We start from the raw sequence: 26,258 nt of genomic DNA on the forward strand, positions 1-26,258 counted from the left end.
GATCTGTGAGCTTCCCCTCTCTCTGCGTCGCTTCAGCACGCTTACAATCGTCCATTCAGTATGCAAATATACCAAATCAAACGGCACCACCCCCTCCCCTATCACCATCATCAGGAGTGCATCCTATTACCGATATTAGATGAAACTAATACCGGTAATAGACTTCACTAATATCGGTATTAGTATTCTCTTTTACCGGTATTAGAGAATGGCGAGACGAGCGCAGGGGACTGTGGCGCTAGGGGAGGGCGAAGTCAGAAGACCTCTTTGCTCCCCTTCCAGACCACCTCCTTACCGCCCTCAGCACGAGCGGCAGCCCGCCCGAGGACAAAGAAGTAGTCGCTCAGGCGATTGATATACTGCAGGACGGAGGGATCGATCACAGCAGTCGGCTCCGCCTCAAGGAAGGCATAGATGTCCCGCTCCGAGCGCCGCGCCACAGTGCGACAAATATGCGCCACAGAGGCAGCTCGACCACCGGCGGGGAGGATAAATTGCTTCAGCTTCGGCAGCTCCCCATCGAGCTTATCGACCATCTGCTCTAAGTGGTGGATATCCTCCTCGGAGAGGCCGCTGCCACAGTACTTCAGGAGCTCCGGGTCAGTCGTGTCCGTCGCAATATGCGTGCCGCAGGTGAAGAGCCGCTCCTGGATCTCCTGCAGCAGCTCATCCTGCTCCAGAGCGGACGGCAGCTCGGCACGAAGCAGACCTATGAATGAATTGAGCTCATCGAGCTGGCCATAGGCATTCAGCCTTGGTGACGCCTTGGAGACCCGCTTGCCACCGACGAGAGAGGTCTTGCCCTTATCGCCACGACCGGTGTAGAGCTTGCTTTTCTTTTGTTCGTCCATTGTTAGACAGTACTACGATAAATGTAAAGGTTGTCGTTCTTACTAAATAGCAGGGAATGGTCATACAGATCGATCACCACCCCTCGAGTCAGCTGAGCCACTAAGTCCCGTAGCCGCTCCTCTGCAGCCCTATCCCGCCTCACGTCAGTCAGCAGCACTGCCCTACCCTTCACCTGTAGGAAGCGTAGAGCCTCCTCTGCGCTGTCAGTGTAGAGCAGCACCCGATCCATCGTCCCGAGGTCGCTCAGCGGCAAGGTCCCCACACGACTATCAGCGAGAGCTGCGTAGTCCATAGCTGTCTGCCGATCCGGAGTCGTCTCACCATAAGTGGCCACCTCATAGCCCAGACGGGCGACAAGCCTATACCAGAGCGCCAGGCGATCCTCATCCGGTGTGGGGAGGTAGTACTCATACTTCGGCTGCACGACAGAGCAAACCATCCGATACGCCATCGGCGAGTGGACACCGTGACCTCGTCCGTAGCGGAGCTTACGGATTAGGCGACAGGAGAAGAGACTCCGGCGAGGATAAAGGGAGTGCATAGGGGGGGGAAAAAAAGGATCAGAGGACGTTGAGCACCTGCTCCTTGATCTGCTCAAGATGATCCTTCATCTTGACCGTGATCTTCTGAAGCGTGGCGTGGTTGCTCTTGGAGCCAAAGGTATTGATCTCTCGACCGATCTCCTGTGCGATGAAGCCAAGCTTACGCCCCTGCCCGACCTCGCCATCCATAGTGGACTCGAAGTAGGAGAGGTGGTTGATAAGCCTATTACGCTCCTCATGCACGTCAAGCTTGTCGATGTAATAGATCATCTCCTGCTCGAGACGACTGGCATCGAAGTTATTCTGTGTCACGCGACGCAGCTCCGTCTCAAGTCTCTCCCTCACCGTGTCGATGCGCTCTTGCTCGTATGGCTCGGTAGAGCCGATGAGCGTCCTGATCGCCTCGATATTCTCTTGGAACACCCGATAGAGCGACTCTCCCTCCTGAGCCCGGAAGGCAATGAAGTGGTCGACTGCCTCCTCCAACGCCTCCATCACCAAGCGCCCATCGCTCTCCCGCTCGGCCTCATCGATCTCTACCGTATGGAGCACGCCCTGGAAGCCAATGATTAGTCTCATAGGGTCCTGAGGCAGCGGGATACCGGTGTCACTGCTGAGCTGCTGCAGGCGCTCCCAGTAGGTAGCTGCCACCTGCTCGTCAAGCGTGAGTGGTGCCTGCGCCTCAAGGTGATCCACAGAGACGTAGACATCCATCTTACCACGCAGGCAGCGCGTAGTGGTCCTCTTGCGGATCTCCTGCTCCAGCGCGCGCAAGTGACCCGGTATATGGACATTGACATCCGCATTCTTGCTATTTACGGAGTAGATCTCCACGGTGATCTTCTTCCCCTCACCGCTCTTCTCCGCCCTCCCGAAGCCGGTCATTGAGTATATCATAAGTAGTATATAAAAAAAGGACAGCCCCTCCGCTCCACTGCTTCTCCACCGGAGTCAGGGTACGTCATGGCTGTCCTTAGATAAAATAGTCGAGATCAGTTATCGTCAGAGGTTTCGGCCGTGGCAGTTCTTAAATTTCTTACCACTGCCACAGGGACAGGGATCGTTGCGACCCACCTTCTTGGCTGCGCGGTAGGGGACGTTATTCGCCTGGGCCGCCTCAGACGCAGCACGCCCAGCCTCGGTACGCTGCTCCGCCTGCTCCTGGTAGTCATCCTTCTGCTCGCGGTAGCGACTGCGGTCATTGCTACGCGGGTCATCGTGATGCTCACCGATGCGCACCTGCTGCTGGGCAGCGGCACGAGCCATCGCGGCGGCACGAGCAGCCTGCGCCTGACGACGCGCCTCCTGCTCCTCCGGTGTAGCGATATTGATATGGCCACGCATGATGATCTCGGTGATCTTCACATTCAGGTCATCGATCATACGCTTGAAGAGGTCATACGCCTCGACCTTGAAGATCACCAGCGGATCCTTATTCTCATAAGAGGCGGTACGTACGGCATTTTGCAGCTCATCCATGGCGAGGAGGTGACGCTCCCACGCCTCATCGATCGTGTAGAGGAGGATCGTCTTCATAAAGGACTTAGCGATGCTCTGCGACTTGCTCTCCACCGCCTCCTTCAGGTTCGTCACCACATTGTACATCAGTCTACCATCTGTCACAGGGACGTAGATCTGCTCCACCTGCGAGCCATGCTCCTGGTAGAAAGCCTGCAAGGCCGGGTCGGCCTGCTCCGCCATCCGGTCCATACGGCGCTTCAGCGTGGCAGAGGCCTCATCGAGAAGCTTGGACGCAATGTCATTCGCATCCATACCCTTGAAGTCCGTCTCAGACACCGGGCACTCGATCGCAAAAACCTTGTATACCTCTGTGCGGAAGTCATCGAAGGAGCCTCCCTCATACTTAGTCGCAAGATAAATCGCAGACTGCTCGAGGGTATTCATCACATCCAGCCCGATGCGCTCTCCCATCAGGGCGTGACGACGCCGGGTGTAGATCACCTTACGCTGAGCATTCTTCACGTCGTCGTACTCAAGGAGGTGCTTACGGATGCCGTAGTTATTCTCCTCGACCTTTTTCTGAGCATTCTCCACCGTCTTGCTAAGCTGCTTGGAGACGAGCATATCGTCATCCTTAAGTCCCATCGTGGAGAGCACCTTCGCCATACGATCCGAGCCGAAGAGACGCATCAGCTTATCCTCCAGCGAGACGAAGAAAACGGACGATCCCGGGTCTCCCTGACGGCCGGCACGACCACGCAGCTGACGATCCACGCGGCGGGACTCGTGGCGCTCTGTACCGATGATGGCGAGACCACCCGCTGCCTTCACCTCAGGTGAGAGCTTGATATCGGTACCACGACCTGCCATATTGGTAGCAATGGTCACCGTACTCGACTGACCCGCCTGAGCGACAATGTCTGCCTCCTTCTGGAAGAGCTTTGCATTGAGCACATTGTGCGGGATATGCTTCAGGTCGAGCATCTTGCTGAGGAGCTCCGAGATCTCCACCGAGGTGGTACCGACGAGGACTGGGCGCCCTGCCTCGGTAATCGCCTGGATCTCATCGATGACGGCATTGTACTTTGCCTTTGCCGTCTTGTAGATGCGGTCATTCTCGTCATTACGGATCACCGGTCTATTGGTCGGGATCACGACCACGTCGAGCTTGTAGATGTCCCAAAACTCCTTAGCCTCCGTCTCGGCCGTACCGGTCATGCCGGAGAGCTTGTGGTACATACGGAAGTAATTCTGCAGAGTGATCGTCGCCTTGGTCTGTGAGGCCTGCTGCACCTTGACGTGCTCCTTTGCCTCGATCGCCTGGTGAAGTCCATCGGAGTAGCGGCGACCATTCATGATACGACCGGTCTGCTCGTCGACGATCATCACCTGATTGTCGATCACCACGTACTGATCATCTCGGTCAAAGAGGGTGTAAGCCTTCAGTAGCTGCTGCACCGTATGCACACGCTCACTCTTGACGGAGTAGTTGGTCAGCAACTCATCCTTGGTACCGGCCTTCTCCTCCTCGCTCATCTCCTTATTCTCCAACTCAGACATCTGGGCGGCAATATCGGGGAGGACAAAGAAGCCGGGATCCTCATTCTTCTGCGACAGCAGGTCAAAGCCCTTATCTGTCAGCTCGATCTGGCTATTCTTCTCATCCACGACGAAGTAGAGCGGATCAGTCACCACATGCATCTCGCGGTTGTTGTCCTGCATATAGAAGCCCTCGGTGTCCAAGAGACGCTTCTTCACACCCTCGGTGCTGAGGTACTTGATCAGTGGCTTGTACTTCGGCAGACCCTTATAACTGCGGAAGAGCAGCAGATAGCCCTCGTCCACCTCCTTGGGGTCGTCGCTTGCGATCTTCTTCTTCGCCTCATTGAGGAGCCGGGTACAGAGCGTCCGCTGAGCAGTCACGACGGACTCTACATCCTCACGGAACTCCTCAAACATCTGATCTCCCTTTGACTCCACCGGTCCGGAGATGATCAGCGGGGTACGGGCATCATCGATCAGCACGGAGTCCACCTCATCGACTATGGCGAAGTTGTGGACCCTCTGCACCATATCCTCTGGGCGGCGTGCCATATTGTCGCGCAGGTAGTCGAAGCCGAATTCGTTATTGGTCCCGAAGGTGATGTCACAGTCGTAAGCGCGCTTACGCTCGGGCGAGTTGGGCTCGTGCTTGTCGATGCAGTCTACGGTGAGGCCGTGGAATTGGTACAGCGGTCCCATCCACTCCTCATCACGCTTGGAGAGGTAGTCATTCACGGTCACCACATGGACGCCGTTACCGGTGAGGGCGTTGAGGAAGACCGGCAGCGTTGCCACCAGCGTCTTACCCTCACCTGTCGCCATCTCAGCGATCTTGCCCTGATGCAGCACGATACCACCGATCAGCTGCACATCGTAGTGGACCATATCCCACTTCGTGAGATTGCCGCCGGCCTCCCACTCATTCTTGTAGATCGCCTTATCACCATCTATGGTGACGAAGTCGTGATCCACGGAGAGGTCACGGTCGTACTGCGTGGCGGTGACGGTGATCTCTCTATTCTCGGCAAATCGACGTGCTGTGGACTTCATCACGGCAAAGGCCTCGGGGAGGATCTCATTGAGTTTATCCTCCAGCTTATCCTTTACCTGCTCCTCCAGCGTGTCGATCTTCTCCCAGAGCGCCTCGCGCTCACTCAGCTCTGCGCTCTCCACCTGTCCCTTCAGCTCAGCGATCTCACGTCGCTCCTCCGCCACATGGTCGCGGAGATCCTGCCTCATGCGAGCGGAGTGAGCCCGCAGCTCATCAGCGCTCAGCTTATCGATCGTCTCGTAGGTCGCCTTGATCTTATCGACGATGGGGTATATCTGCTTGAGGTCGTTCTGCGACTTGTTGCCGAAGATGCCGGCAAGTAAGTCCTTAAAGAAACTCATATATAATGTCTAGTAAAAAAGTGTATCCGTTGTCATTCTCGAGAGTACCGGCCTCCCGAGGGAGACGAAAGGTACAAAAAATATCTGATCAGTATCGATCAGGGCGTTGGCGGTCGGATACGGAGCACCCGGGAGATCTCGCGAGAGACGCCACGGAGATCCAGCGGAGTGCGGATCACCTCCGGCTCGATGCCCTCACCCATAAGGATGAGCATCGTCGGCATGGCGGCATAGGAGGGCTGCGGTGTAGCAGTGCCGGTATCGATAAGGTAGCCGGGACTGATCCCGACGAAGACATCCGCCCTCTGAGCGGGGAGCGCACTATGGAGTGCCGTCAGCCGAGTACGACCTACGGGATCCCCCGGGAGCAGATCCCTCAAGCTGTGGTTCGGTATCGTGTAGGCGACACCTGCCATCTCGAGGAGGAAGGAGCAGACCGCATCCTGCACCTCGGCAAGGGAGAGCTCCTCCCGCTCCTCTACCACCTTACGATCCAGGAAGAGCTCCCCCCGGTCGGTCACCTCGGTCACCATGCCCTTTACTCCATACTTCGCATGGAGATACATATTGGTGATGGCGCGGCAGCGCTCCGGGGAGAAGGTGGGGTACCGTTTCTTATCATCACGGATCGGCTCTCACCGAGCCATACCATTACCCGCCAGTGCCACGAGGACCTCCCCCTTCCCAAACTTTCGGTCCAGCAGCTCCATCAGCTGTGCCACCGCCCTGTCCAGCAGCACGTAGCTGTCCAGCAGCTCCGGGGAGATCCCCGCGGAGACGGATGGTGGGGTGCCTGCCGTCATATGGAGGGCTAGCAGGTCCATCGACTCATCCGCACCGAGACCGGCTCCATCGATCACCGACTCAGCGAGGCGAACTACATACTCATTTACCACCGGGGAGTGCTTCAGGTCCTGCACAGACGAGAATGCTCTCGTGTAGATATGGTCAGACGCAAAAGCTCCACTGCCGGCATAGGGTAGGAGCGACGCATAGAGAGACGGCTCGGAGGCCTGCCACGTGATCGCCCCCTTGTCGAGGCGTGTCGCCACCGTGCTGCTCTTGCCGATGTACCACGGCAATCCTGTGGGGTAAAAGGTGGAGCTTACCCATCGCGCCGTGGAGTCGTCGAGCCAGTAGACCGCCTGAGCCTCATGCCCGCCCGCTATGATCGCCTCCTCGGCTGAGGGAGCTATGGAGAAGACCTGCCCCAGCCCGTGTGTGGCCTGCGCCAGACGGTCAGCGATCGTCGGAGCAGCGAGTGAGAGAGGCGAGAGCCTGTCGGCAGTACCATAGCCGATATACTTCTTGTCCTCCAGCACCGATCCCTCAAGGTGCCTCTGCCCGCCCTCCTTGCGGACGATGGTGCGCCTACCGGTGATGCCGTTCTCGAGGCCGAGGGCACCGGTCTGCAACACCGCCTCGCTGGCTACGGGATCCGCCTCGATGAGCGGGTGGATAACGGTGTCGTAGACCCGCCCATCGCGAGAGAGGCGCGTGAGACCATTCTCTAAGAGGTGAGGTGCCATCGTCTCATAGAGGTCGGTCCGCAACTCATCCACCGTCAGCAACACCACAAGCTTGGGAGCCTGACGGGCGGCGACGGGTGAGCAGACGCTCAGGAGGACGACGAGTGGGGTGAGTAGATCTTTCATTTACTTATGTTCCTCAAATACCTTGCCAGTCCCGCCCCACTCCACGTAGCGGCCGATAAACTGGTCCAGCCCGATCAGGATCGCCAGATAAGCCATGCCGATAGGCAGTGTCTGCACATAGCCGAGCCCAAGGTAGACAAGGGCGAGCAGGAGGTTGATCAGGTAGAGCAGACTATTGAGACGCCTGTGTCGCAGCTCCCGCCACATCGTCACCACAAGGATGAGCCAGAAGGGGTGCATTAGCACCATATTGGCATTGAGGAGTGTATGCGGATGTGCGGAGAAGAGGCTGAGGAACCACAGCACGATCCCTGCCAGCCCGAGGAGCAGATAGAGCCCACAGCGCAGCACCTGCCACGGTATCGGGGTGTACCTCCGTACGACGAAGTAGCAGATCAGATATATGGCGACCAATGCGAGGATCGTCACAAGGGGACCATCAAAGCGCGGCACCTCAATCAGCTGTGTCTGAGGGACGATCTCCTCCTTCCGTGACACGATCGGCTCACCCGTATCCTTACGGAAAGCGAGGTCCATCGACTGCTCCAGCAGCTCGGGGACAAAGGCGGCATCGTGTACCGTCATCCGAGTATCGCTCTTCACGCCGAGGCAAAGGTCGGTGCCAAAGGTGTACCACTTCGCTGACTTGCTACACTGCCGGGTCGCCTCGCGGAAGGTAGGCAGCGACGCAGGGTCCACCCGATAGACCAATCCTCCCTTAGTGAAGCGCTCGATGAGGTCCCGAGGGCGGGTGGCGCAGTTGTCGTAGAAGTAGTTGTACCGGTACTCGGCATTCTCAGGCAGCGCGTTCCAGTCGAGGAAGTCCATCAGCGCCTGCACCTCGTCAGGCCTGAGATTGAGCTGCTGCTCCGATACCCTCCGCCCCTGAGCCGCATAGTCATAGACCATACTGTCGAAGTCTGTCACCCCCAGCATGTACATCGGTTTTCCGATCATAAAGTTGGGGATAAAGTTCTTCTGCTCCAAGGAGAAGTAGCCATAGTTATACGCCTTATCGAGACCTGTCTCCGGATCCGTGATCCGAATGGCTGTATGACCGTAGAGGTAGAAGACAAACTCCCCCGACTGACCGCACGTGATCAGGCTCGCCCGAGGTGTTGCCCCGAGAGGCAGCATAAGGGTCCAGAGTAGAGTGAGGAGTGTGATGGGAAAGAGGTGCTTACTCATTGATTGTCTAAGATATGGGGCATGTCCGACGGCGTGAGCCTCGTGTCGTGGAGGGCGAGCCCCTTGGGATAAAGGTTATTGACCCGGGAGCCGAGGTCCTTGATGAGGGTGAGCGGGACGCCTGCATAGGTGGCGACCCGGTAGCCCTTGGTCCCCGAGCTCGGTATGGTCTGCCTGCCGATGAGGGCAAAGGCCTCAGCCGCCGTCACAGCCCGCCGAGGGTACGGCAGGTGGTCCGAAGCTGGAGCGCTCAGCACCCAAGATACATCGGGGATAAAGTCTCTTCCCTTGACGCTCCCGAGATCCACTCCCGCCCTCAGGATCCGGATGCCCTCCGCCTGCTCCAAGAGCCGTAGCAGTGACACGCCTCTCGAGGATAGCAGGCGCCAGCCTGTTCCGTCGGGAGTACAGAGGAGCTGCTCCTCCGGCAGGTCGCTCAGCTCCTCGGGGATCGCCCCTGCCCGCCCGGCATGACCCCGAGCCACAGGCTCCGGAGCCACCCGGGGACCAGACTTGCGTACCCCGAAGCAGGTTAGACCCTCGCTACCGGTGCGGTGGGGAAAAAAGCGGTACAGTCCCCGCTCCTCGTCGCTCTCCTCTGCCCCATACTGCGGTAGCTCCGGCAGGAGGATCACCTCGGCTCCGTAGTCGTCACGAAGGAAGCTGAGCTGAGCCTCATTCTCCGCCCTATTGTAGGTGCAGGTGCTATATATAAGGAGTCCCCCATCCGTCATCATCTCCCATGCCTCCCTCAGGATCTCCCTCTGAGTCTTCGCGCAGCGATCCACCAAGTCGAGGCTCCAGCCGGTGACCGCCTCCGGCTCCTTGCGAAACATCCCCTCGCCCGAGCATGGGGCGTCGACCAATATCATGTCCGCCTTCACCCCCGCCGACCTAAGAGCAGCCGGCAGAGCTGAGGTGACTAGCGTCTCCTCGGCACCCCAGCGGAGGATATTCTCCTCCAGCACCTTCGCCCGCTTCTTATCCGGCTCATTGGTCACCAAGAGGCAGTCATCGGGGAGGTGGCTCCTCAGGAGGGTCGACTTACCCCCCGGGGCAGCACATAGGTCAAGGGCGACCACGGGGGCAAAGTCGATCGCAGCGAGGTAGCGCGCCACCGCCATCGAGGCTGGCTCCTGCACGTAGTAGGCGCCCGCATGCCAGAGTGGATCGGCACCGAAGGTTGGCCGCTCAGGGAGGAGCAGTCCCTCCGGACACCACGGGATCGCCCCCGGAGTAAGTGGGGAGAGCTTAGTGGGATGACGACGGATCGACACCGGCGAGGGCACCTCAGTCAGTGTCCTGAGGAGTGCCTCGTAGGCCTCAGCCCCAAAGTCCGCAGCAAAGGACTCCCTAAATCCGTCCGGTACCACCATCAGATCTTGAGCGAGAAGCCGAAACTTAAGAGCTCGTTGTACTGCAGGAGAGACTTGAAGGTCTTAGGCTCATCGAGGATCACACTGTCATCAAAGCGTAGATTGACATTGAGCATCGTGCTGAAGTACTTATTGAAGGCATACTCCAGTGTGTTCTCCAGCTCGGTCTCTATGTGCTTATAGGAAGTATTGTAGTAGAGCCGAGAGCGCCAGGAGAGGGCGTCGGAGAATTGCCAGTCCAGATTCATCCGCAGCGACGAACCGAGACGGAGGAGGTAGTTCTGATCCTCCTGCAGACCATACCTGCCCCTCGTCACATCCTTCGCCCAGATCCAGATGAATTGCATCGAGGCGGGCGCCACATTGAGTGAGAAATTGAGGTTGTTAAAGGGGTTGCCGCCGATCTTTTTCTTCTTTAGATTGTACTTCATACCGAGACCGCCGTCGAGGATCAGCGGGGCAAGGGCGTAGGTGGTAAGCTGCCCCTCGCGGTCGTAGTTCTTCAGCAACTGACTGCGGAGGTTCAGGTCGATGGTATAGAACCACCGCTTCCAGGCCTGGAGACCGAGGTTGCTCCTCATCCGCAGGACATCCTCACTGATCTTAAAGTTTGGCTTTCCCTCCAGCTTGATCTCGCTCGGCACGGTGAAGAGTCCCAGCTTGTACTCCAGCTCATTGACCCACTCCACCTTGTCTCTCTTGTACGACAGGCCGTAGAAGAGTCGAGAAGCGAAGTTGGCACTGCTGGTACCGCCCTTATGCCAGTTGGGTGACACCTGATTTTGCGCCAGCTGGGCGTGTGCCTCGAAGCGTGGGATCCAGTACCGCCTCTCGACGGACACCGTCTCGATCACCCCCTCCGCCTTGGTAGGTACATTTGGCATATCCATCACCGCCAGCTCACCCGAGTAGGAGGGACCCTCCACCGGCTTGTACTCCAGGTGGTCGCTCGGGAGGAACTCCGAGGTATACTTGATCAGATCGGGGTGGAGGAAGAAAAATTGCTCCCTCAGCTGCTGATCCGTACGCCAGCGATCCATACGTCGCGCAAAGCCGGTCGTGTGACCATACTCCTGATCCAGCTGATCCATCGTCTGCCGGAGGAGCGACTGCCGGACAAAGGGGTTGTGGAGGCGGGGATCAGTCTGCCGAACGAGGGCTGCCTTGTCGAAGTGAAGCGAGGGGAGCTTCCACAGGTCGAAGAGCAGCGGTGCAAAGAGCGACGAGGAGGGGACGTAGCCGGAGGTCCTCAGCTGCAGAGGCCGTCCGATCACCTGCAGTGCCTCGGAGCTCAGCCCCCGCGTAAGGGTATCGCTCGCCAAGATCTGCTCCGAGTAGGCGGGATAGAGAGGGATCACCTCGCTCCGCTCTGCCACATCCTGAGCGGACGCCACCACTCCACACAGCATCAGGAGGGCGCCAAGCCCTCCGGTAACTATTCTCTTCATCATACTCATCTTACTCTCTATCATTCTAAGTAGTGGGGAGCTCCCACCACCGCTCACTGCATACGATAAGCCCCACAAGTGGGCTGCACAAAGATAATACTTTTGCTTCATCCACCGGTGCCCCCCTACCCCGAGTGACATGGCAAGACACACAGATCATCGTAACAGCTTGGGAGCGAGAGACTCGCCCTATAGACAGAGCCCTTAGGATACATCAGGTCCCGGGATCGTCTGATCCTCAATGTATTTACCCTGCTCCCTCTGAGCAAACTCTAATACCGATATTAGTGACGACTAATATCGGTATTAGAGAATTCTTTTATCGGTATTAGATCGAGCCTTCGGCAGGGGTCACACAGGCAGATGAGAAATGGGCGCACCTGAGAGGGTCATAGATGACATCACGAGAGACCGGTAGGGGTCATAGAAAAGCGTGGCGGCTACATAACAGCGGGAGTGTGCCCTACAAACGGGGCAATGGACTAAAGCGAATTAGCCGATGCGCCTGCTTAGAAGAAAGCGTATTTAGGGCTTGCCGGGCAGGCAAAATTTCGTACCTTTGCGACCACAAACAAGGATGGCGAGGTAGCTCAGCTGGTTAGAGCGCAGGATTCATAATCCTGAGGTCATGGGATCGTGCCCCATTCTCGCTACTATCAACGACAAAGAGCTCAGACGGATCACCGCCTGAGCTCTTTTGCTTCTTTACCTATCATCGAAGTGGCGGGGGTCGCTGCGGAGAAGGTCCATGATCGCCGCAGGGGGCTGCTCCTGCTCCAGCTGACTCCGCATATAGTCCATATAGGGCGCGACGTGGTCAAAGAACTTGTAAAACCCTCGGCAAAGGTAATTGAGCCCCGGCTCCCCGTACTCGTCTTGCGTAAAGCGGTTCTTGGGACACTCGCCCCAGCAAGCAAAGAGGTAGGGACACTCCCTGCACTGTCTCGGCAGCGCATCGTACTTATCGCGCCCAAACCTCTGCTGCCTCGGGCTGTACATCATCCCTATCAGCGTACTGGAGCGGATATTCCCCAGCCTATACTGCGGGAAGACGAAGTGATCGCAGCTGTAGACATCCCCATTATACTCCATCACGCCAGCATGACCGCAGTACTTCGCCATCGTGCAGACGCCCGGCTGGACGCCCATCCAATTGGCGAGCGTGGCATCAAAGATCTGTATGAAGTACTCCCCTACCCCGTCCCTCACCCAGGCATCAAAGAGACCGCAGAGGAAGTCGCCCCACTGCTCCGGGCTGACTGAGAAGGAGGACAACCGACTCTCAGCGTCAGGCTCCCCGACAGTTGCCAAGCGACCGTCCGCATGGTACCTCTCCACAATGGGGGCAAACTGTATGTAGTGGCAGCCAATGGACTTAAAGAAAGAGTAAAACCCCTCTGGGTCATCGGCATTGAGCGCATTGACGACGGCGAGGATATTGAAGTCCACCCCGTGCCTCTGCAGCAGCCGCACCCCGCGCATCACGCGATCAAAGGAGGGCTTGTCGCTCGGGGTACGCCTTAGAGCATCGTGACAAGCACGATCTCCATCGAGGGAAATACCGATGAGGAAGTGGTTAGACTTAAAAAATCGACACCACTCATCATTGAGCAGAGTGCCATTGGTCTGAAGCGTATTGATGATGCGGTGCCCTCCGGCATACTTGCGCTGGAGCCGAACCGCCTTTTGATAAAAAGAGAGGGGACGCAAAAGCGCTTCACCCCCGTGCCAGGTAAAGACCACCTCCTCGGTGGACTGACTCCCAATGTACTCTCGCACATACCGCTCCAGCACCTCATCGCTCATCTGCTGGTCCTGAGGCGATGCCATGTCACGGTAGAGCTCTTTCTTCTCAAGATAATAGCAATAGGTGCAGGCGAGGTTGCAGAGCGACCCGGCCGGCTTCGCCATCACGTAGAGCGGTCGAGCGAGAGGATTAGCGATGGGACGAGGGCTCATTACGACCTAAAGAGGTACCTAAAGGCCTCATCCACCCGACTGACCGGCACGACCCTTATGGAGGAGCTCCTGCTCAGATCAAGGCTCTTGGCATTGTCTTGAGGGATGATGATCTGGCGGAAGCCGATCTTCTCCGCCTCAGCGACGCGCTGAGCGATACGAGACACAGCGCGCACCTCACCGCTCAGGCCTACCTCACCGGTGACGCATATCTCTCGACTGATCGGGAGGTCAAGGCTGGAGGAGAGTACGGCAGAGAGGATGGCGAGATCGATGCCCGGGTCGGTGATGTAGAGCCCGCCGGCGATATTGAGGAAGACATCCTTCTGCACAAGCTTGAAGTTTGCTCGCTTCTCCAGCACGGCAAGGAGCATATTGGCTCGCCGGAGGTCTGTCCCCGTGGCAGCGTGCTGAGGATAATTGTAGACTGCTGAAGAGACTAATGCCTGAGTCTCCACTAAGAGTGGGCGTATCCCCTCCATGGTCACACCGATGCAGATCCCGCTGAGGCTGTGGTCGCTCCCCGAGAGGAGCATCTCGGAGGGATTAGTCACCTGCCGGAGCCCCTCCTGCTTCATCTCGTAGAGGCCAATCTCAGAGGTGTTTCCGAAGCGATTTTTCAGAGACCTGAGGATCCTATACTGATGGTTTCGGTCGCCCTCAAAGCGCAGGACGGTATCGACCAGGTGCTCCATGATCTTTGGTCCGGCGATCTCACCATCCTTGGTGATGTGGCCGATGATGATCACAGGGATATTGGTATGCTTCGCAAAAGCCATCAGCGCCGAGGTACACTCCCTCACCTGTGCGAGACTGCCGGGCGCAGAGTCACTGCGGGAGGTGCGCATCGTCTGGATGGAGTCGACGACCAGCAGGTCGGGGCGTGAGGACTGAGCGGTATCAATGATTGTCTCGACGTCCGTCTCCGAGTAGAGGAGGCATCGGGAGATCGCCGAGGCGTCAGTGATCCGCTCCGCCCGGATGCGTATCTGCCCCATACTCTCCTCCCCACTGACGTAGAGCGTGGTGATGTCGGGATTGCGCAGCACACTCTGCAGGACAAGGGTACTCTTGCCGATGCCCGGCTCACCGCCCATCAGGACGAGAGACCCCTTGACGAGCCCCCCGCCGAGGACGCGATTGAGCTCACCGTCACGCATGTCCATACGCGGAGCGCTCTCGGGCGACACCTCACAGAGCGGCACCGGCCGGTGTCCTCCCTCCGTGCGATCACTTCGGATCTTCACCCCCGGGAGATCGTCCCGGACGCGAAACTCCTTGAGACTATCCCACTCCCCACAGGAGGGACAGCGCCCCAGCCACTTGGGGAAGTCCTCGCCGCAGTTGCTGCAGACGTAGACCACCTTATCCTTACTTCCGCTCATCGCTCGTCACTCAGCGCAGAATTGCTTGTAGTACTCGACGCTCTCCGGGAGCCGCTCAGTGACGTCCTCGGCATCAGCGCTAAAGAAGGAGAATATGCGACCAAACTTTGCTCCCGCATAGCCGATGCTGCTGATGATGGGGACAAAGAGGCCCTGCAGTCCGCTCTCTCCGTACACCTCCTCCGAGGGAACACCGGCAGAGGTGGCGAGGTCGATCAGCTTTCCATCGAGCGTCCCCTCTCCACCGGCTGCCGAACCGGCGCCCCACACCTGGTCGATCCAGCACTTCATCACCCCGGGGACAGACATCCAGTAGAGAGGAAACTGCAAGATCACCCGATCCGCCTCACGGAGCAGCTTCTTCTCCGCCTCCACGTCAAAGGTCATGCCCGACCCGCAGGCATCGGCGAGGCAGTGGATGGTAAGGTCGGGATCATTCATCGCTCTCAGACCCTCAACCCAGCCCTTTGACACAGTAGACTCTTCCAGGTGGGGATGTCCCACAACAACTAATGTTTTCATAAGAAAAAATGTTTCGCTTAGTTCCTTTGAGACAAATGTAGCCATTTAAGGGGAGACAAAGTCGGGCACAGGGATGGAACTACAGTCCCGCGGGGATGGAACTACAGTCCCGTAGGCTTGGAACTACACTCCCGTAGGCTTGGAACTCCACTCCCGAGGGAGGAGACTCCGGGCAGTTCGCCATTTTTGTCTATCATTGCACTCGGAACAATTGAAAGAGAAAGATGATCAAGAACGTATTAGTAGATGTAGGAGGAGTACTGATAGACCTCCACAGATCAGTAGCTGTCGATCGGCTGAGAGAGCTGGGAGTAACGGATGCAGACGAGATGCTGGATGCCTACCGCCAGACCGGCGGCTTCCTCGACTACGAGAGCGGGCGGATCAGCACGGAGGACTTCACGCACCACCTCTCCGAGACCTACCACAGAGAGATCACTATAGAGCAGCTCCGGTGGGCCCTGCTTGGTTTCCTCAAGCGCGTCTGTGAGGAGAAGCTCACCTTCCTCGAGGAGGAGATCGCACCACACTATCGGGTACTGGCACTCTCCAACACCAACCCTCTGCTGTATGACTACTTCGAGAGCAAGGACTTCATCTCCTCCGGCAGACCGCTGTCGGACTTCTTTGAGCGCGTCTTCACCTCCTACACTATGGGGATGTGCAAGCCGGAGCGGGAGATCTTCCTAAGGGTCCTCGAGGAGGGCAATCTGCTACCTGAGGAGACACTCTTCCTCGATGACGGACCCGCCAATACCGCCATGGCTCGCTCCCTCGGCATGGTCGCCTACACCTGCAAGAATGAGGAGGACTGGCGGGATCCGATCCGCCGCCTGCTGGTCAGATAAGTAGCCCCGTCAGCAGATAGGCAATCCAGGAGAGCAGCCAGGCGACACCCGTCGCATAGACAGCATCAAAAACCGCCCACCTATAGGAGCCGGTTTCCCTCCCCACAGCGACGAATGTAGCGATACAGGGGAAGTAGAGCAGGACGAAGACAAGAAAAGCGACCACCGTAGGGATGGTCAGCACCGGGCTCCCATCCGGATAGGTAGCCTGAAGCAACCGCTCCGAGAGGGAAGAGGTATCCTCCTCATCCCCCACATAGAGCACCCCGAGCGTACTCACCACCACCTCTTTTGCAGCCACACCGGTTAGCGTCGACACAGAGAGTCGCCAGTCAAAGTGCTGTGGGGCAAAGATGGGAGAGACTGCCCTCCCCAGCCGTCCGATGTACGACTGCTCCTGCGAGATGACCCGCAGCTGCCGCTCCGGCGTGAGCGTCTCAAAGCTCGCCGCCTCCTCCGGACCTACCCGATCCTTATAGGAGGCTACCAGCTCCTCCCCCTCGGGGGTCTCCAGACTGTCGATGTGGGGGAAGTAGCCCAGTGCCCAGATGATCACCGTCGCAGCGAGGATCGTGGTTGCCATTTTCTGCAGATACTGTCGCGCCCGCTCCCAGGTATGGATCGCGATGGTCTTGGCGGCCGGCACCCGATAGGGTGGCATCTCCATGACGTAGGGGGTCTCATCGTCCATGGGGAGGACCTTTGAGAAAAGCAACGACGACAGCACCCCGACCAAGATCCCCAGGAGGTAAATGGCAAAGAGTGCCACCCCTGCATGCCGGGGGAAGAAGGTCCCCACCAGCAGGAGATAGACCGGGAGCCGCGCGCTACAGCTCATGAAGGGCGTCACCAAGATCGTGATCAGGCGAGACTTTTGGCTCTCGATCGTGCGTGCTCCCATAATCGCCGGGACACTGCACCCAAAGCCCATAAGCATCGGCACAAAGCTCTTGCCGTGCAGCCCTATCGCCGCCATAAGGCGATCCATGATAAAGGCGGCCCTGGCGAGGTAGCCTGTGTCCTCCATCAGACTGATGCAGAGGTAGAGGATGAGGATGTTGGGTAGGAAAACCAGCACACCCCCTACGCCGCCTATCACCCCATCCACCAGCAGCGACCTCAGGGGGCCCTCGCTCATCGTCCGCTCCAGCAGACTACCAAGCCACCCCATACCACTCTCTATCCAGTCCATAGGGTACTGACCGAGGGTGAAGGTGAGCTCAAAGGTGAGAAACATCAGGAGCAGGAAGATCGGGTACCCCCACGCGCGATGAGTCACTATGTCATCGATCCGCTTATCGATCCGCGTGGACCGTCCTTCACTCCGCCGAATATAGATCCCGTCAAGTATTGTCCGGATGTGCCTGTATCGGATGTCGATCAGTTGCTGCTCAAGCACGCCATCGCCCTCTCCCGACCCGGTATGACTCTCAACGATCCTGTCCACCTGCTCCAGCACACGGCTGCCGGCGGGATCACGACGAGCCACATAGCCCCTGAGCGTCTGGTCCTGCTCCAGCAACTTAATGGCGAGGAAGTCCGGACGAAGCCAGGCACTCTCATCACCAAGAGAGGTCTCCGACTCGATGAGCCGGGTCACCTCCTCTATGGACTGACGGAGCGCCCCCTCATACTTCACGCTCGGCCCGGTGGGTCGATGAGCAGCGTCAAGTCGCTCCCGGTGTAGACGAGCCACAGTAGCAAAGAGCTCCCTTAGCCCCTCACCGGTCCGACCGATGGTCGGGATCACCGGCATACCGAGCCGTCTCGACAGCGCCTTGATATCAAGCCTTGTGCCGCTCTCCCTCAGCTCGTCGTACATATTCAGCGACACAACAGTCGGCACGCCTGCCTCCATGAGCTGAATCGTCATGTATAGGTTTCGCTCCAGATTGGATCCGTCGACGACATTGACGATCACGTCAGGCGGAGTCTCGCTCTCAAAGAGCTGATGGGTCACAAACTTCTCCTCCGGTCCGTAGGAGGAGAGGGAGTAAGTCCCCGGCAGATCGACTAAGTGGAAGAGCGTATCCCCCTGTCGGTAGTCCGCCACGGCAGCGGCCACAGTAACACCCGCATAGTTGCTCACCTGCTCGTGAGAGCCACTGGCAGCATTGAAGAGCGAAGTCTTGCCACAATTTGGATTGCCGACAAAAGCGACCGTCACCTCACTGGCCACCGGACCCTTTGTCTTAGGGAGACTATTTTCCGCAAGAGGTGGAGGCGTACCGACTAAGTGATCAGGAGAGACAGCTTCGGGCTCAGCCTTGGGCTCTACGGGTGACACCTCGATCGTCTCCGCCTCAGACCGGCGTAAGGTGAGTCGGTACCCAAGGATGCTGTACTCGACCGGATCGAGAAGAGGCGCATTGCGTATCACCTGCACCTCAGCTCCGGGGACAAACCCCATCTCCAGCAACCGCTTCCGAAAGGTCCTCGGAGCTGTATGATAGACGATGGTGCCGGTCTCTCCCGTGTGGAGCTGTGTAAGTCTCATGACGCTTATTTATCCTCTAATCTCTTCTGATTTGCAAATGTGCCTAAAGATAGTGGGGATCTAAATACTCACTTCTGAGTATTTTCCCGCTCCCTCAGCCGCCATCAAGAACTCTATTCCCTTGCGGGGGGGGGGGATTATGTATATCTTTGTGGCGAAAACCTTTCCCTAATTTCCTTTTCATCACGATATCGGTGTTATGAACGCTTGTACCAAAACCTTACTGTCATTGCTGGTGACGCTGCTGACAGGTCTGACCTGTCTCGCCACGGACTACCACACACTGCTGAGGGACAAGACCACGGGCGAGGCGGTCGCCGGTGCGACTGCCCTCCTCCTGGCACCCGACTCGACGACCATTGCGGTGGTGGTCTCGGATGCCGAGGGGGCGGTGAGGCTCTCCGGCGAGGGAGCGTGCTGCCTCCGTATCTCGCACCTGATGTACCATCCGCTGACGGTCGACCTGGTCGGGGCGACGCTCCCCGACACCCTTCGTCTGGAGCCGCGGAGTGAGCTGCTAGAGGGGCTGGTGGTGAGTGCCGACCGTCCCGTGATGAAGCTGCTGGAGGGCGGCATATCGAGCTATGACGTGGAGCTGCTCTTCGAGAAGAGTCCCGTCTCCACCGCCTATGAGATGCTCTGCCGCCTGCCGGGGATGAGGGAGGAGGGCGGCGTGCCGGTGCTCGCCGGGGTGTCGGGCTTTACTCTGGTGATGAATGGCAAGCCCTCATCTCTGCCACAGGATCAGCTGCTGGAGCAACTCAAGTCCATACCGGTGTCACTGGTGGCGAGTGCGGAGATCTCCTACACGCCGATCGCCCGGTATCGGGCTAAGGGGGCGTCCGTCAATATTGTACTCAAGCACCAGTCCAGAGACCGGGTCACCTCCGGGCTCTCCGCACAGCTCTTTGGGACCTATACCTCTCAGTACTACAGCCGGTATGCTGCCGGGGGAAGTGCCCTATACACCTCTCCGAGCGGACTATCCGTCTCAGGGAGGTATGGTGCCGGTCTCGGTGACCGGATCTCCGATCTGTCGGTGGTGACCGGCCCCATCGGCTCCTTGCCGGAGATAAGGACACGCAATGTCGGGAAGAGCTCTTTCACCACCCATACCCTCTCGCTTGACCTGGGATACCGGAAGGGGCGCCACGACCTGTCGACGACGTACTACGGTACATTCTTCCCCAATAATCACTTTGCCGAAAAGGATATCGAGCGCTCTCATCCGATAGAGAAGGAGCAGGAGTCAACGCAGGGGACACACCACCTCAGCGTGGAGTATGGCTACGACGGACACCTGATGATCGGTGCCTTCTATACGGACTATCACCACAGCCAGTCTGTCACCTATGGCACCGGAATGGACGCAACGCCGAGTGAGGCCTTTGCCTTCGACAACGGTCAGCGGTCTCGTGTCGTGGGTGCGCATGTGGACAATAGCCACCGGCTGGGAGGCGGCTGGGGAATTGAGTATGGGAGCAAGTTCTCCCTCTCCCACACCGCCAATCGTCAGCAGTACTGGGTCGTCGCCGGAGAAACGCAGACGACTGACCCGACTGAGCGGGTGAGCCGGGAGCTGCTGGCGGACATATACCTGGGGGTCAAGAAGCAGCTCACCTCCGCGCTCTCCATTGATGCGACTCTCATCGGGGACTATGCCCGATACTACGGTCATGAGGAGACCTTCCGACTGATGCCTCAGGCCTCCCTCCTCTACAGGATCTCTCAGACGGATATGCTGCAACTCTCCTTTAACTCTCAGAAGAAGTACCCCGCCTACTTTGAGCGCGAGCCCTTCTCTACTCAGCGAAGTGCCCTCCAGGTGTGGCAGGGTAATCCCGATATCAGACCCTTCGTCACCTACAATGCGCAGGCGGTCTATGTGCTGAGGGGGAAGTACCAGTTCGTCATCAGCGATAACTACGCCCCTCACTGCTTCATCCAGCAGATGTATCTCGATCCGGAGCTGGAGAAGATCGTCTACAAGACCTGGAACTGGCACTACTACAATAACCTCAGCCTGACGGCGGTTGCGCCTCTTCCCAAGACTGATTGGTGGCAGGGACGGCTGGTGCTGGATGTCGGCTCCACGTGGATCAAGCTTGATGTGCCTTTTGTCGGGACCGTAGATCGCCGACGCACTTATCTATTTGGCTCTCTCTCCAATGACTTTGTGCTCAGCGAGCGTAACGGACTCACCGCCGGACTTGACTTATCCTATATCACGGGGAGCATGCAGGGGATCTATGACATCTCTGATCTGGCTAATCTGAGTGCGAGGATGAAGTGGGTCAGCCGGGACAAGAAGTGGAGCGTGACGGTACGGGGCAACGATCTCCTGGAGAAGGGATCGCCGAGGGTCAGGGCGAACCAAGGGGTGCAGCAGTTTGACTTTGTCCCCAGTCGACACGGGCGCAACTTCAGTCTGGACATCCGCTACACCTTTGGTAACTACAAGAGCGTGAAGAGCCCGTCGCTGCTGGACACCAGCCGCTTCGGTATGTAGTCCTGGTTTTAGGTACCTTGTGGGTCTCAACGATAGACACCTATTTATATATGAGTACCTACTTTAGATCCACACTCTTTGTCTCGCTCCTCATCCTGCTGTCGGCTCCGGTCGTACGGGCTCAGCAGTGGATGGACCCTGCCGATGCCGATCCCTGCCCGGTGCAGAGACGTCTGACGACTGATGCCGGTCTCTACGAGCGAGCTGGGAAGGGAAGCAGCTCCTATGGGCTGCTGGTGGAGTTTTACACCACCTCACCGACGATCCGCATCCGGATCACCGCCGACGGGGCGATCTCATCGGGGATAGACCTCTTCGCTACCGACTGCGACGGAGTGACGCGACCCTGCCGAGAGACAATGGTGGCGGGCGACCTCATCACCTTTACCAAGCCTGAGACGAAGAGCACCCATAAGTACGGCGACCGCTGCCGACTCTATCTGCCCCTCGGGGTGACGGTCACGTCACTGCAGGTGGGCGTGGACGAGGGTGCGTACTTCGACTGGCTACCCGACCGGGTGGAGCGACCGATCTTAGTCTGCCTGCCGTCGGAGCGGGGTGTGAGTCCGTCGGAGACCCGCGCGGCTCGGCTGGAGCGCGAGCTGGACATCCCGGTGATCGCTGTCCCTGAGGGCTTGTCCAAGGAGGAGATGATGAAGTCCCGACCCCGCCTAATCCTTACAGGGGAAGCGAGAGATCTTGCCTCGGAAGCGAGGGAGGCTCTGGGGCTACCGACGAAGTGGGTCTGTCAGCCGGTGACGCAGTCGAGGGACCGGGAGTCCTACGTCTGGGAGCAACGGCATAACGAGGTGATCCTCCGCAATCGAACCGCCAAGCCCAGCGTACTGGTGCTGGGTAACTCGATCATGCACTACTGGTCCGGACTGCCGGCATCGCAGCACCACCGCGGGGATGACTCATGGAGCAAGCTCTTCGGGGACCGCGTGGTGACCAATATGGGCTTCGGCTGGGATCGGGTGGAAAACCTCAACTGGCGCCTCACCCATGGAGAGATTGACGACTGCGACCCGGAGGTGATCCTCCTCGCCATCGGGACCAATAACCTCTCCGCTGGAGACGACAACCAGCACATCGCCCTCGGAATCGCTGAGACGGCGGCCCTTATCCGGCGTATGAAGCCCAAGGCTCGGCTCTACGTCCTCGGAGTGCTGCCCCGCAAGGATATGATGTCCCGGATCCGCCCGCTCAATATGCTGACCGAGTCGCTCATCAGCGTCATCCCCGGAGCCACCTTCATCGACGTCTCCGAGGGGCTGACAGAGGACGGCAAGCTCATCGACGCCCTCTTCCGCGACGGCCTGCACCCCAATGCCGACGGCTACCGCATCCTTGGCGACAACATCGCCCGCCGGGTGGACCTCTGATCCATTCTAAGCCGGTGGGGTATTGGAATTGAGGGGATAAAGGGGTACCTTTGCACCCGAATTATTCATTTATTCACTCACAACTAATAAGGTTACAGAGATGAACCATTACGAAACCGTTTTCATTTTAACTCCCATTTTGTCTGCCGACCAGACAAAGGAAACGGTAGATAAGTTCGCCAATCTGATCACCGACAACGGTGGTGTCGTGGTGAACTGTGAGGAGTGGGGTCAGCGCAAGCTCGCCTACCCGATCCACAAGCTATCTACCGGTAATTACTTCCTCCTCGAGTTTGACGCAGAGCCTGACTTTGTCGATACACTCGAGATCAACTTCCGCCGCGATGACCATGTCATCCGTTTCCTGACCTTCAAGCAGGATCGCTTTGCTCACGAGTACGCTGAGAAGCGTCGTCGCAACCACAAGGAGACTACCCCTGCTGCTACTGAGGCTCCCGCTGAGGAGGCACAGGCAGAGTAAAGATCCGGTAACACAAGCACACTGACATATCATGGCAAAGAAGACATACAACAAGGGCAGAGCCAAGATGCGCTACCTGACCCAGCTGACCCGCGACAAGCAGAAGTACTGTCGCTTCAAGAAGGCCGGCATCAACTACATCGACTACAAGGACCCTGAGTACCTCAAGAGATTCCTCAACGAGCAGGGTAAGATCCTTCCCCGTCGCATCACCGGCAACTCGCTGAAGTTTCAGCGCCGCGTCGCTCAGGCGGTCAAGCGTGCTCGCCACCTTGCCCTCCTCCCCTACGTTACCGACCTGATGGAGAGGTAATCCGGGAGTCAGACAATCATTTTTTGAGAATACTAAAAGGAGACAGAATATGAAACTTATTTTGAAAGAGGATGTCCGTAACCTCGGCTTCAAGAACGAGATCGTAGACGTGAAGCCCGGATATGGTCGCAACTTTCTAATCCCTAAGGGTATGGCTGTGCTCGCTACCGAGAGCGCAATCCGCATACACGAGGAGAACCTCCGTCAACAGGCAGGTAAGCTTGAGGCCTTCAAGGCTGAGGCGCAGAAGCGTGCCGACAAGCTGAGCGGTGCCAAGGTGGAGCTCTCCGCCAAGACATCCTCTACCGGCAGTCTCTACGGCTCCATCACCACCACTATGGTGGCTGACGAGCTGGAGGCTCAGGGGTATGAGATCAATCGCAAGATGATCGAGATGCCCGGTATCAAGGAGATCGGTCAGTACGTCGCCAAGATCCGCTTCCACAAGGATATCGCCGTCGACGTACCTGTCATTGTCACCAGCGAGAATCCTGAGGATCTCGAGCTCCCGAAGGAGGAGGAGAAGCCGGCTGAGGAGCCTGTCGCTGCCTCCAATGAAGAGCAGGAGGGCGAGGAGGTCGCTGCTGAGAGCAATGAGACAGAGTCTGCTGAGTAATACTTAGCACATTCCCATTTGCAAAAGGGGCGTGTCGGTTAGCCGGCACGCCCCTTTTTTTATTCTCACTATCTCGCTTTATGGATTGTCCTTTTTCCGGAGCAGAGTGTGGCAAACTAATATCGGTATAAGGAGAAACCATAGTCGGTAATAATTGACACTAATACCGGTAATAGAATTGACTGATCGCTACCTGCTGTCAGTCAGTCTTGTGCAAGTAGATATGCAGAGCCGAAGAAACAGGATCAGATTTAAGGCTCCTTATAATGATTGCGATGTAAATGCTTTCTTGCCGGAGCGAAGTCGGAGGCCAAGGGAAAGGGGTAAAAATGGGTATATTTGCGGCAGGAATAACATTACGGCTATGTGTGCTAAGAAAGACGACTGCTACTCTCTCCTCAGACATATCGACACTCCTGCGGATCTTAAGCGACTTGATCGCTCACAGCTTCCTCAGCTCTGTCGTGAGATCCGTCTCTACCTGACGGAGGTGCTGAGTCAGACTCCGGGACACTTCGGAGCCAGTATGGGAGCCGTGGAGATCGCTGTGGCGGTCCACTACGTCTACGATGCCCCGGAGGACAAGGTGATCTGGGATGTCGGGCACCAGGCCTATGCACACAAGCTACTGACCGGCAGGAGGGAGGCATTCCCCACTCTGCGGCAGTGGGGCGGCATCAGTGGCTTCCTCCACCCGGGGGAGAGTATATATGATGCCTTTATCTCCGGTCATGCGTCCAACTCTATCTCCGCCGCCGTCGGATATGCTGCCGGCAGCAAGCTGGACCATAAGGACAATCACATCATCGCCGTGATCGGTGATGGGGCTCTCTCGGGCGGGCTAGCTTTTGAGGGACTGAACAACGTCTCCGAGCGGCACAATAACGTCCTCGTCATCCTCAATGACAACCACATCTCCATCGACCCAGCGACAGGTGGGCTGAGCCGGTACTTAGTCAAGTTTATCACCAGTCCGGAGTATAATAAGCTCCGCAATATGGGGGCGAAGGGGCTCTCGAAGCTCAATCTCCTCACCGACTCGAGGAAGCGAAACCTTCAGCGCTTCAATAACAGCATCAAGGCGCTGATGACCGACGAGGGAAATTTCTTTGAGGACTTCAGTATGCGCTACTTCGGCCCCATTGATGGCAATGACATCGAGACTTTTGTCTCTGTGCTGGAGGCGATCAAGGACTTCGAAGGACCGAAGCTGCTTCACGTCAAGACGATCAAGGGGAAGGGGTACAAGCCGGCAGAGGACAGCTCCGTCCTCTGGCACGCCCCGGGACGCTTCGACCTCCGCACCGGAGAGCTGGCAAAGAAAGGTAAGAAAAATGGAGCACCGGAGAAGTTTCAGGAGGTCTTTGGGAAAACCTTAGTCGACCTGGCCGACCTTGACGATCGGGTCGTAGGTATCACCCCCGCTATGATCTCAGGGAGCTCAATGGGCTATATGCTCAGTAAGTACCCCGACAGAGTTTTCGATGTCGGTATCGCTGAGGGGCACGCGGTAACCTTCTCCGCCGGTCTGGCACTGGAGGGGCAGATCCCCTTCTGCAACATCTACTCCACCTTCCTCCAGCGGGCCGTCGACGAGGTGATCCACGATGTGGCTGAGCAGAGAGCCCCGGTGATCCTCTGCGTCGATCGTGCCGGGCTTGTCGGCAATGACGGAATGACGCATCAGGGTCTCTATGACCTCGCCTACCTGCGCTCCATCCCCGGCCTGACACTGATGTCCCCGATCGATGAGTGGGAGCTGCGGATGATGATGTACACCGCTTATAAGCACAAGGATGAAGGGCCTTTCGTCATCCGCTATCCGCGTGGCGAGGGGAGCAATGGCAGCTGGCGCATGCCACTGGAGGAGCTGCCGATCGGCAAGAGCGATGAGCTGGCAGAGGGGGAGGAGCTTGTGATCGTCACCTATGGTCCCGTGGGCGCTGTGGCTCGGCGTGTCGTAGAGCGCCTGAGGGAGGAGAGACAGCAGTCTGTGGGGCTGGTCAATCTGCGCTTCCTTAAGCCCCTTGATACTGAGTTGCTAGATGACCTTCCCCAGCGGTATCGTCAGATCCTCACCATCGAGGATGCGGCTCTCGCCGGAGGGGTGGGGAGCGCACTCCTTGAGTACTACGCAGATCGGGGTGTGACGATCCCGATCCACCGTCTCGGTGTCGGAGATGAGTACATCCGTCACGGAGATGTGGCGATACAGCGTGCCTATGTAGGCATCGACGAGGAGGGGATAAGGACTGAGGTGGAGAGCCTCTTGGATAGAGTATAAGCG

20 protein-coding genes and 1 tRNA gene are annotated in these 26,258 nt (G+C 57.8%); 8 read left to right on the forward strand and 13 right to left on the reverse strand.

From position 1 onward, the window contains the following. Positions 1-254: 254 nt before the first annotated feature. The 9 genes from QZR17_RS02115 to QZR17_RS02155 form a co-directional block, all read right to left on the reverse strand. A complete protein-coding gene (locus tag QZR17_RS02115) occupies positions 255-851 on the reverse strand; it encodes a cob(I)yrinic acid a,c-diamide adenosyltransferase (RefSeq protein WP_296158920.1) in 597 nt (198 codons plus the stop codon). Positions 852-853: 2 nt separating this feature from the next. Continuing rightward, positions 854-1,393 (reverse strand): hypothetical protein, encoded by a 540-nt coding sequence (locus QZR17_RS02120; RefSeq protein WP_297127030.1) that lies wholly within the window; start codon positions 1,391-1,393, stop codon positions 854-856. A 19-nt stretch (positions 1,394-1,412) separates the two neighbouring features. Beyond that, complete coding sequence (locus tag QZR17_RS02125) at positions 1,413-2,291, reverse strand: YicC/YloC family endoribonuclease (RefSeq protein WP_297127033.1); 879 nt, start codon at positions 2,289-2,291, stop codon at positions 1,413-1,415. 105 nt (positions 2,292-2,396) lie between these two features. Beyond that, complete coding sequence (secA, locus tag QZR17_RS02130) at positions 2,397-5,789, reverse strand: preprotein translocase subunit SecA (protein ID WP_297127036.1); 3,393 nt, start codon at positions 5,787-5,789, stop codon at positions 2,397-2,399. A 98-nt stretch (positions 5,790-5,887) separates the two neighbouring features. Further along, positions 5,888-6,355, reverse strand: coding sequence for a hypothetical protein (locus tag QZR17_RS02135; RefSeq protein ID WP_297127039.1), 468 nt, complete (start codon positions 6,353-6,355; stop codon positions 5,888-5,890). Between the two features lie 69 nt (positions 6,356-6,424). After that, positions 6,425-7,444: an alkaline phosphatase family protein gene (locus QZR17_RS02140; protein WP_297127042.1), complete on the reverse strand. Its 1,020-nt coding sequence runs from the start codon at positions 7,442-7,444 to the stop codon at positions 6,425-6,427. Continuing rightward, complete coding sequence (locus tag QZR17_RS02145; protein WP_297127045.1) at positions 7,445-8,632, reverse strand: DUF4105 domain-containing protein; 1,188 nt, start codon at positions 8,630-8,632, stop codon at positions 7,445-7,447. It lies immediately after the preceding gene. Continuing rightward, positions 8,629-10,008, reverse strand: coding sequence for an RsmB/NOP family class I SAM-dependent RNA methyltransferase (locus tag QZR17_RS02150; protein ID WP_297127048.1), 1,380 nt, complete (start codon positions 10,006-10,008; stop codon positions 8,629-8,631). The genes QZR17_RS02145 and QZR17_RS02150 overlap by 4 nt, the downstream gene beginning before the upstream one ends. Beyond that, positions 10,008-11,459 carry a DUF3078 domain-containing protein gene (locus QZR17_RS02155; RefSeq protein WP_297127052.1) on the reverse strand — a complete coding sequence of 484 codons (1,452 nt, stop codon included), beginning with the start codon at positions 11,457-11,459 and terminating at the stop codon, positions 10,008-10,010. The genes QZR17_RS02150 and QZR17_RS02155 overlap by 1 nt, the downstream gene beginning before the upstream one ends. Positions 11,460-12,035: 576 nt before the next feature. On the opposite strand from QZR17_RS02155, the gene QZR17_RS02160 reads away from it, so the two are divergent. After that, positions 12,036-12,109 (forward strand) — tRNA-Met (locus QZR17_RS02160). A 52-nt stretch (positions 12,110-12,161) separates the two neighbouring features. On the opposite strand, the gene QZR17_RS02165 is transcribed toward QZR17_RS02160, so the two are convergent. Genes QZR17_RS02165 through QZR17_RS02175 form a run of 3 tightly spaced genes read right to left on the reverse strand, consistent with a single transcriptional unit; the run spans position 12,162 to position 15,322 of the window. Beyond that, positions 12,162-13,415: an anaerobic sulfatase-maturation protein gene (locus QZR17_RS02165; RefSeq protein WP_297127055.1), complete on the reverse strand. Its 1,254-nt coding sequence runs from the start codon at positions 13,413-13,415 to the stop codon at positions 12,162-12,164. After that, positions 13,415-14,800 (reverse strand): DNA repair protein RadA, encoded by a 1,386-nt coding sequence (gene radA, locus QZR17_RS02170; protein WP_297127058.1) that lies wholly within the window; start codon positions 14,798-14,800, stop codon positions 13,415-13,417. Before radA ends, QZR17_RS02165 begins: the two co-directional genes overlap by 1 nt. 6 nt (positions 14,801-14,806) lie before the next feature. Then, complete coding sequence (locus QZR17_RS02175; protein WP_297127061.1) at positions 14,807-15,322, reverse strand: NAD(P)H-dependent oxidoreductase; 516 nt, start codon at positions 15,320-15,322, stop codon at positions 14,807-14,809. Positions 15,323-15,546: 224 nt separating this feature from the next. Here QZR17_RS02175 and QZR17_RS02180 point away from each other — a divergent pair, with 224 nt between their 5' ends. Continuing rightward, the gene (locus tag QZR17_RS02180; RefSeq protein WP_297127063.1) at positions 15,547-16,170 is read left to right on the forward strand and encodes an HAD family phosphatase; all 624 of its coding nucleotides are present in this window, start codon (positions 15,547-15,549) and stop codon (positions 16,168-16,170) included. Here QZR17_RS02180 and feoB read toward each other — a convergent pair. Next, positions 16,163-18,667, reverse strand: a complete 2,505-nt coding sequence (feoB, locus tag QZR17_RS02185) for a ferrous iron transport protein B (RefSeq protein ID WP_297127066.1) — start codon at positions 18,665-18,667, stop codon at positions 16,163-16,165. The two genes, QZR17_RS02180 and feoB, sit on opposite strands and share 8 nt — an antisense overlap. A 199-nt stretch (positions 18,668-18,866) precedes the next feature. On the opposite strand from feoB, the gene QZR17_RS02190 reads away from it, so the two are divergent. From QZR17_RS02190 to dxs, 6 genes are all read left to right on the forward strand, one after another. After that, the gene (locus tag QZR17_RS02190; protein WP_297127069.1) at positions 18,867-21,176 is read left to right on the forward strand and encodes an outer membrane beta-barrel protein; all 2,310 of its coding nucleotides are present in this window, start codon (positions 18,867-18,869) and stop codon (positions 21,174-21,176) included. Between the two features lie 50 nt (positions 21,177-21,226). Continuing rightward, on the forward strand, positions 21,227-22,561 hold the full coding sequence (locus QZR17_RS02195) for a GDSL-type esterase/lipase family protein (protein ID WP_297127073.1): 1,335 nt from the start codon (positions 21,227-21,229) through the stop codon (positions 22,559-22,561). Positions 22,562-22,661: 100 nt separating this feature from the next. After that, on the forward strand, positions 22,662-23,042 hold the full coding sequence (gene rpsF / locus QZR17_RS02200; RefSeq protein ID WP_297127076.1) for a 30S ribosomal protein S6: 381 nt from the start codon (positions 22,662-22,664) through the stop codon (positions 23,040-23,042). A gap of 31 nt (positions 23,043-23,073) precedes the next feature. After that, positions 23,074-23,355, forward strand: a complete 282-nt coding sequence (rpsR, locus tag QZR17_RS02205; protein WP_018107163.1) for a 30S ribosomal protein S18 — start codon at positions 23,074-23,076, stop codon at positions 23,353-23,355. Positions 23,356-23,404: 49 nt separating this feature from the next. Then, positions 23,405-23,971 carry a 50S ribosomal protein L9 gene (rplI, locus tag QZR17_RS02210; protein WP_297127079.1) on the forward strand — a complete coding sequence of 189 codons (567 nt, stop codon included), beginning with the start codon at positions 23,405-23,407 and terminating at the stop codon, positions 23,969-23,971. 364 nt (positions 23,972-24,335) lie between these two features. Next, positions 24,336-26,255 (forward strand): 1-deoxy-D-xylulose-5-phosphate synthase, encoded by a 1,920-nt coding sequence (dxs, locus tag QZR17_RS02215; protein WP_297127082.1) that lies wholly within the window; start codon positions 24,336-24,338, stop codon positions 26,253-26,255. Positions 26,256-26,258 lie beyond the last annotated feature (3 nt).

Origin of the sequence: uncultured Porphyromonas sp., assembly GCF_900541275.1 — a bacterium.
Classification (GTDB): Bacteria; Bacteroidota; Bacteroidia; order Bacteroidales; family Porphyromonadaceae; genus Porphyromonas_A.

Coding starts and splice junctions, on each gene's coding strand:
- rplI (WP_297127079.1), top strand. CDS start 23,405: ATGAAACTTATTTTGAAAGAGGATGTCCGTAACCTCGGCTTCAAGAAC.
- QZR17_RS02150 (WP_297127048.1), bottom strand. CDS start 10,008: ATGGTGGTACCGGACGGATTTAGGGAGTCCTTTGCTGCGGACTTTGGG.
- rpsF (WP_297127076.1), top strand. CDS start 22,662: ATGAACCATTACGAAACCGTTTTCATTTTAACTCCCATTTTGTCTGCC.
- QZR17_RS02190 (WP_297127069.1), top strand. CDS start 18,867: ATGAACGCTTGTACCAAAACCTTACTGTCATTGCTGGTGACGCTGCTG.
- QZR17_RS02115 (WP_296158920.1), bottom strand. CDS start 851: ATGGACGAACAAAAGAAAAGCAAGCTCTACACCGGTCGTGGCGATAAG.
- QZR17_RS02140 (WP_297127042.1), bottom strand. CDS start 7,444: ATGAAAGATCTACTCACCCCACTCGTCGTCCTCCTGAGCGTCTGCTCA.
- feoB (WP_297127066.1), bottom strand. CDS start 18,667: ATGAGACTTACACAGCTCCACACGGGAGAGACCGGCACCATCGTCTAT.
- QZR17_RS02120 (WP_297127030.1), bottom strand. CDS start 1,393: ATGCACTCCCTTTATCCTCGCCGGAGTCTCTTCTCCTGTCGCCTAATC.
- radA (WP_297127058.1), bottom strand. CDS start 14,800: ATGAGCGGAAGTAAGGATAAGGTGGTCTACGTCTGCAGCAACTGCGGC.
- rpsR (WP_018107163.1), top strand. CDS start 23,074: ATGGCAAAGAAGACATACAACAAGGGCAGAGCCAAGATGCGCTACCTG.
- QZR17_RS02195 (WP_297127073.1), top strand. CDS start 21,227: ATGAGTACCTACTTTAGATCCACACTCTTTGTCTCGCTCCTCATCCTG.
- QZR17_RS02155 (WP_297127052.1), bottom strand. CDS start 11,459: ATGATGAAGAGAATAGTTACCGGAGGGCTTGGCGCCCTCCTGATGCTG.
- QZR17_RS02165 (WP_297127055.1), bottom strand. CDS start 13,415: ATGAGCCCTCGTCCCATCGCTAATCCTCTCGCTCGACCGCTCTACGTG.
- dxs (WP_297127082.1), top strand. CDS start 24,336: ATGTGTGCTAAGAAAGACGACTGCTACTCTCTCCTCAGACATATCGAC.
- QZR17_RS02175 (WP_297127061.1), bottom strand. CDS start 15,322: ATGAAAACATTAGTTGTTGTGGGACATCCCCACCTGGAAGAGTCTACT.
- QZR17_RS02180 (WP_297127063.1), top strand. CDS start 15,547: ATGATCAAGAACGTATTAGTAGATGTAGGAGGAGTACTGATAGACCTC.
- QZR17_RS02135 (WP_297127039.1), bottom strand. CDS start 6,355: ATGTATCTCCATGCGAAGTATGGAGTAAAGGGCATGGTGACCGAGGTG.
- QZR17_RS02145 (WP_297127045.1), bottom strand. CDS start 8,632: ATGAGTAAGCACCTCTTTCCCATCACACTCCTCACTCTACTCTGGACC.
- QZR17_RS02125 (WP_297127033.1), bottom strand. CDS start 2,291: ATGATATACTCAATGACCGGCTTCGGGAGGGCGGAGAAGAGCGGTGAG.
- secA (WP_297127036.1), bottom strand. CDS start 5,789: ATGAGTTTCTTTAAGGACTTACTTGCCGGCATCTTCGGCAACAAGTCG.